The organism is Mesorhizobium sp. M4A.F.Ca.ET.020.02.1.1, from assembly GCF_004022645.1.
Taxonomy (GTDB): Bacteria; Pseudomonadota; Alphaproteobacteria; order Rhizobiales; family Rhizobiaceae; genus Mesorhizobium.
This window is the reverse complement of the sequence record NZ_RZOI01000339.1, coordinates 1-6,330: the sequence shown is the minus strand read 5'-3', so window position 1 is coordinate 6,330 and position 6,330 is coordinate 1. Positions and strand designations below refer to the sequence as shown.

The following is a 6,330-nucleotide window of genomic DNA, read 5'->3' as shown; positions in this document are numbered from 1 at the left end:
CCTTGGCGCCGGAAGGCGCGCCGAGCGTGCCCGCCGGGAATTCGCCGATCAGGGCAGAACCGGTGCGGGCGCGCAGCGCCTCGGCCGCCGCCTTGAAGCCGGCTGGGTCATACGCGCGCTTGCCGTCGAACATCTCGGCTACGGTCTTCGCCGCCGCCGCCATCGCCTTCATCGAGGCCTGGCGGGCCGCAACAACCGCGTCGCCCGAGGCCACGGCCAGCGGCGAGGACATAACGAGCGAGCCGGTAAGCGCCAGCATCGCCACCCGGGATGCGATGCCCGCCGTCATGCCGTGACGTCGAGCACGCCCATCATGCCGAGCTGCTCATGCTCGAGGATGTGGCAGTGGTACATGCGCCGGCCGGGCCGCTCCTGGCGCAACAGCAGCCGCAGCGTCTCGCCGCGCGCCACGTTGACAGTGTCCTTCCAGGCAAGGAAGGGCGGCTTGGAGACCTTGCCGTCGCGCTCGTGCTCGATCACCTGGAATTGCGTGCCGTGGACATGGAAGGGATGATCCATGTCGGCCCGATTGACGATCTCCCAGAGCTCGGTCTCGCCGGCCTTGCCGACGATGTCGACGCGTCCCATGTCGAAGGCCTTGCCGTTGATCAGGAAGCCCATCTCCATGCCGGTGACGTTCATCGCCATGGTCTCGGTGAGGACGAGGCGCCGGGAGAGCGCGGGGGCGGCAAGCGGCGCGATTGGGCGCAGCCGCGCCGGTATCGGCGGCATCGCTTCTCCCGTTTCTTCGGAGACGTCAACGGTCAGCAGCGTCAGCCCCGCATCGGCCGGGCGGCCGGTGCCCATCCAGCCGCGATCGTAGTCGAGCGTGTACAGAGTGATGGGTCCGGGGTTGTCAAAGGCGACTACCAGCTCGATGCGCTCGCCCGGGCTGAGCAGGATCTCGTCGGCCGCCACTGGCGCCGCCAGCGGCCCGCCATCCGTCCCGATGATCGTCATCGGAGCGCCGTCGAAGGCGAGCTTCAGGAAGCGCGCATTGGTGGCGTTGTAGAGGCGCAGGCGCCGTTTCGCACCCTTCGCCACGGCAAGTCTGGGGTTCTTCTGGCCGTTGACCAGCACATGGTCGCCGACGCGGCCGTTCATCAGATCGCTCATCGAATTGGCGGGCATCGAGCCGTCGGCGGCGAGCCTGAGGTCGGTGAACACCAGCACCGTGTCGCCATATTCGGCCGGAACAGGATCGGCCTTGGCCTTAACGACGAAGGCGCCGGCCAGGCCGCGATAGACCTGCTCGGCCGTCCTGCCGTGCGGATGCGGGTGGTACCAGTAGGTGCCGGCCGAGCCTTCCGGCAGATCGAAGGCATAGACGCGCTCGGTGCCCGCCGCCACCGGATCCATCGGATTGCCATCCTGGTCGGCCGGCACCGGCATGCCGTGCCAGTGGATGGTGCTTGCCTCGCCATCGATGCGGTTGGCGAAGGTGATCTCGACACGGTCGCCCTCGAAGGCCTCGATCAGCGGCCCGGGGCTCGTGCCGTTATAGGCGAGGATCGGCGTGTCTTGCCCTTCGGCGAAACGCGCCGTGGCAGGCGATGCTGTCAGCCGCGCCTTGAAAAGGCCGGGCCGGCCGGCCTCGTTGGCCAGCAGCGGCAGCTCACGCAACGGCTGGCCTTCGGGCAGGGTGACTGCGCCTTGCGCCATCGTGCCCATGTCGTGTCCGGTATGGCCGCCCATGTCCATGCCCGGCATGGAGTCCATGTTCGGCATGTCGTCCATCTTCATCTGCGCCAGCGCCCGTGGGCTCGCCAGAACCGTCGCCAGGCCTGCCGCCAGAAAACTGCGTCGATGCATGTTTTGCTCCTGGATAGTGAGGAAGTCCGCCGCCGGATTCCGTCACGCTAAGGGTTCCAGTTGCTGGAAGGTCAAGCGGGATCGAACTGGCTACTGGACTGCAGTCGGATCGCAATGGCCGCGGCCGCGTTCATGTGCAGGGAATACAACCAGCCGTTTCATGGGACGAGGCCGCAATCATGCTCATCCAGCCGATCGACTATTTCCTCATTGCCTGGTTCGCGATTGCGGCGGCCTCGACCCTCTATGTCGGCATCGACCAGTACCGCAACAACCCCGAACCGGTGGTGATGAAATGGGGTTTTATCCTGGTGACGCTCTATATGGGTCCGCTGGGACTGCTGCTCTATGTATTGGCCGACAAGGAGCCGCGCCCCGGCGAGCATGAGGCCTTCACCAGCCCGCTCTGGAAACAGGGCGTCGGCTCGACCATCCATTGCGTCGCTGGCGATGCCACCGGCATCATCCTCGCCGCCGTCATCACCGCCACGCTCGGCCTGCCGATGTGGCTCGACCTCATCGTCGAATATCTGGCCGGCTTTGCCTTCGGTCTGTTCATCTTCCAGTCGTTGTTCATGAAATCGATGATGGGCGGCACTTACTGGGAGAATGTGCGCAAGAGTTTCCTGCCCGAGTTCATCTCCATGAATTTCATGATGGCCGGCATGGCGCCGGTCATGAGCTTCCTGATGATGGGCCGCGACATGCGGGCCATGGAGCCGACGGAACTCTTATTCTGGGGCGTGATGTCGATCGGTGTCATCGCCGGTTTTACCCTCGCCTATCCCGCCAATGTGTGGCTGGTTGCACGAAAATTGAAGCACGGGCTGATGACGCAGCGCCCGCCACCCGCCGAGAGGGGCAGTCGGGAACAGCCTGCAAAGAGACAACACGCCCACATGCAGATGCAGCAGGCCGACGCCACTGACCGTCACGGAAGGGGCCACGACATGGCCTCCCGCAAAGGCAAGGACGGCCACCATATGGAGACGGACGCCACAACGGCACAGGTGATTGCGCTCGGGGCGGTTTCCCTGGTCGCGCTCGCAATTGGCATGGCGGCGCCGGCGAACTGGCTGAACCTCGCGCTGTCGGCCCGCGACGTTGGCGGGGTGATCATGCCCCAGGGCATGATCATGGATCGCGATACGCCGGCTGACGCCATGCGCGATATGGCAGCCACCAACCCGCGCCTCGTGAGCGCTACCTATGATTTGACGAAAAAAGGCGATCAGGAATTGCCTTTTCGAGTGGAGAACGACGTCAAGGTGTTCGAACTCCGCCCTTCGGTGATCCGCTGGCAGATCCTGCCGAACGTGGCGGTGGATGCCTATGCATATAATGGCCAGATTCCCGGCCCGCGCATTCACATTCGGCAGGGCGACAAGGTGCGGATCAACGTGACCAACGATCTGCCCGAGGAAACGACGATTCACTGGCACGGCATGATCCTGCCGAACCAGATGGATGGGCCCGCGGAGATCACACAAGCGCCGATCGAACCTGGACGGACCTATTCCTACGAGTTCACTGCAACGCAGCACGGAACCTATTTCTACCATCCGCACGCCAAGCCCGACCGGACCCAGGCGCTCGGTCTCTACGGGGCGCTGATCATAGATCCCGCCAATCCTGCCGACGAGGTCGTGGCCGATCATGATTATGTCATCGAGCTGCAGGAATGGCTGGTGCGCGAGGGTCTGACCTATCCGTCGATGCCGATGGACGGCGGCATGCCGAATTTCTTCACTATCAACGGCAGGGCTTATCCTTCAACTGACACTATCAAGATGGAGGTCGGCGAGACGCTTAAGGTGCGCTTCATTGGCACGAACAATGGCTTCATCCACCCGATGCACATCCATGGCGGACCGTTCGAGGTCGTTGCCCGCGACGGCGAGACGATCCCACCCTCGGCGCGCTTCCTTGCCGATACGATCAATGTCGGCCCGGGGCAGCGGTATGACGCCGTCTGGAAGGCGCAGCGCCCCGGCAAGTGGCTCATCCACTGCCACATCCCGCACCACACGACGAACAACAATGTCGAGGAGAAAGGCGGCGGCGGGCTGATGGTCGTCATCGATGTCACGTGATCGCGGCGATCGGCTTCCTCAATCCGGCCATTGCGCCTGGGAGCTTGGAACCCTTGCCGCTCCGGTCGGGTTTATAAGCGAGGCGAACCGCCATGGAAGACAAACAGCCTGCCGAAAACCACCCGGGAAGGATCCTCGCCACCGTGCTGGCGATCTGCCTCATCATCATCGCCTTGTTCTTTATCGGCTTCAGGTATTCGGAGCGCGATCAGGGAGCCTTGATCGTGCCCGGAGCGGTGCAAGGCAGCAAGTGATCGGCCCGAAGCTTTGCCTGACGGACCGAAGATTCCCGCCGGCTCCATGCGCTCGTGGCCGGCGTGCCCTTCGCGCGCGAAAGACACCGTAACACTTTGATTTTGCGTATGATCCTTCCAGAATCTTTTGGACCGCCAGGAAGAAACTGGTTTTCCGAAACGTTTATCGAATAGGCAACGCTCAACGCTTGGCGCCTGTCAGTAGCAAAAACCCCTCCGGCGCATCGCGCCCGAGCCCAGGGAGACAGAAACGTGTCCGCCAGTGCCTATATCAACCGGATCGCGACGGCGGTTCCGCAGCACGACGTCCACCAGTTCTACCTGCGCTACGCAGCCTCGATGCTGGCCCCCGATCGCAGGAGAATATTCGAACGCATGGCCGGCCTCGCCGGCATCGAGCACCGCTTTTCCTGCTTCGCGCCCGCCCTCGAACCCGAAGGGCCGTCGGCCGACTTCGCCGGGACCTTCAGGCGTGGCGCTTTTCCCGGAACGGCCGTCAGAATGGCGATGTTCAGCGAAGCCGCCCCGGTCCTGGCGCAAAGCGGCGTCGACGGGCTGCATCTTGGCGACGAGGCGTCGCGCATCACCCACCTCATCGTTACCACCTGCACCGGTTTCTCCGCGCCCGGTATCGACCTCGATCTGGTTCAGCGCTGCGGCCTGCCGGATGGCATCGAGCGCACGATAATCGGGTTCATGGGCTGCTATGCGGCGGTCAGCGGCCTCAAGCTTGCCCGCCACATCGTCCGCTCCAACCCGCGAGCCAGGATCCTGCTGGTCAATATCGAAATATGCCCCTTGCACATCAGGGAGACCGACGAGCTGGAAAAGCTGCTCTCTTTCTGCCTTTGGGGCGATGGCTGCGCGGCGACGCTCGTGACCGCCGAGCCGCCCGGCATCGAGCTCGACTCCTTCTGTTGCGCCGTCGCCGACGAGCAGCGGGACCTGATGACCTGGGATATCCGCGACCACGGCTTCGACATGTTTCTTTCCGGCAAGGTCCCGGGGGCGGTCCAGCAAGCGTTGCGAAGCAGCCAGGACGCAATCCTTGGTGGCCGGCCGCCGGAGGCGATCGACCTCTGGGCCGTGCATCCCGGCGGGCGCAGCATTCTCGACGCCGTCGAAAGGGCGCTCGCTCTCGAACCGGCCGCGCTCGAGCCGTCGCGCGAGGTGCTGCGCCGCTACGGCAACATGTCGTCTGCGACGGTCATGGTCGTGATGGAGGAGATGCTGAAGAGGCCCGGCGGACTGCTGGGCTGCGGCATGTCTTTCGGACCCGGCCTGACGGCCGAGACCATGCTGTTCAGGACCGTCTCATGACCGCGCTCGCGCAGCGCAGCCTCGTCCCGGAAATCCTGGATGGGCTCGCCGCCGACGATGCGCGGGCGCTGCGCTCGCGCCGCGATCTCGCCCGCATCAACGCGCTGATGTTCCAGGCGCCGATCATGGCCATGCTGCTGCGGAAATTCTTGCCGAAGCCGCCCGAGCGCATTCTGGAGATCGGCGCGGGCGACGGCACTTTCATGCTCAAGGTGGCCCGCCGCTTGGCCACCGATTGGCCCGGGGTGGAACTGACGATGCTCGATCGCGTCGGTCTCGTCACGCCAGCGCTCGCCGCCGATTTCGCCAGGCTGGGATGGAAGCTCGAAACCGTCACTGCCGACGTCGTCGACTGGGCGCAGAAGACGGACGGCAGGCCCTTCGACGCGATCACGGTCAACCTGTTCTTGCATCATTTCGACGACGCCGGACTGCTGCGCCTGTTTTTGCTTTTGCGGCGCAAGGCTCCGCTCATCCTGGCGACAGAACCGCTGCGGGCGAATTGGGCGCTGGCCGCGGCGCGGCTTCTATGGGCGATCGGCGCCAATGATGTCACCAGGCATGACGCCCCTCAGAGTGTGCGCGCCGGCTTCCGCGGCCGCGAGCTTTCCAGCCTCTGGAGCGCTGCTGGCGGCAGACCGCTCGAGGAACGGCGCGCCGGAGCCTTCTCGCATGTCTTCGTCGGCGCGAGCTCGATGCCGGCCGTGGACGCGCCATGAGGCGGCCGTCCACCCACGACGCGATCGTTATCGGCGCCGGCCCCGCGGGAACGTCGATTGCGCTGGCGCTTGCCCGGCGCGGAAACATGTTCTTTTCCACGATCGCCACGCCCCACCCGCGCCGGGCAAGCG

The 6,330-nt window shown here is 64.7% G+C and carries 6 protein-coding genes; 4 read left to right on the top strand and 2 right to left on the bottom strand.

Annotated elements, in window-relative coordinates; genetic code table 11:
• On the bottom strand, window positions 1-289 hold a 289-nt coding region (locus EN742_RS20330; RefSeq protein ID WP_245492361.1), incomplete at its 3' end, for a cytochrome c.
• A complete protein-coding gene (locus EN742_RS20325) occupies window positions 286-1,812 on the bottom strand; it encodes a multicopper oxidase family protein (RefSeq protein WP_127406121.1) in 1,527 nt (508 codons plus the stop codon). The genes EN742_RS20325 and EN742_RS20330, both read right to left, overlap by 4 nt.
• A gap of 179 nt (window positions 1,813-1,991) precedes the next feature.
• Here EN742_RS20325 and EN742_RS20320 point away from each other — a divergent pair, with 179 nt between their 5' ends.
• The 4 genes from EN742_RS20320 (at window position 1,992) to EN742_RS20310 (ending at window position 6,198) form a co-directional block, all read left to right on the top strand.
• Window positions 1,992-3,905: a DUF4396 domain-containing protein gene (locus tag EN742_RS20320; RefSeq protein WP_127406122.1), complete on the top strand. Its 1,914-nt coding sequence runs from the start codon at window positions 1,992-1,994 to the stop codon at window positions 3,903-3,905.
• A gap of 92 nt (window positions 3,906-3,997) precedes the next feature.
• Window positions 3,998-4,159 carry a hypothetical protein gene (locus EN742_RS38195; RefSeq protein WP_189347868.1) on the top strand — a complete coding sequence of 54 codons (162 nt, stop codon included), beginning with the start codon at window positions 3,998-4,000 and terminating at the stop codon, window positions 4,157-4,159.
• A 252-nt stretch (window positions 4,160-4,411) separates the two neighbouring features.
• Complete coding sequence (locus EN742_RS20315) at window positions 4,412-5,479, top strand: type III polyketide synthase (protein WP_128333199.1); 1,068 nt, start codon at window positions 4,412-4,414, stop codon at window positions 5,477-5,479.
• A complete protein-coding gene (locus tag EN742_RS20310) occupies window positions 5,476-6,198 on the top strand; it encodes a class I SAM-dependent methyltransferase (RefSeq protein ID WP_126055462.1) in 723 nt (240 codons plus the stop codon). Before EN742_RS20315 ends, EN742_RS20310 begins: the two co-directional genes overlap by 4 nt.
• Window positions 6,199-6,330 lie beyond the last annotated feature (132 nt).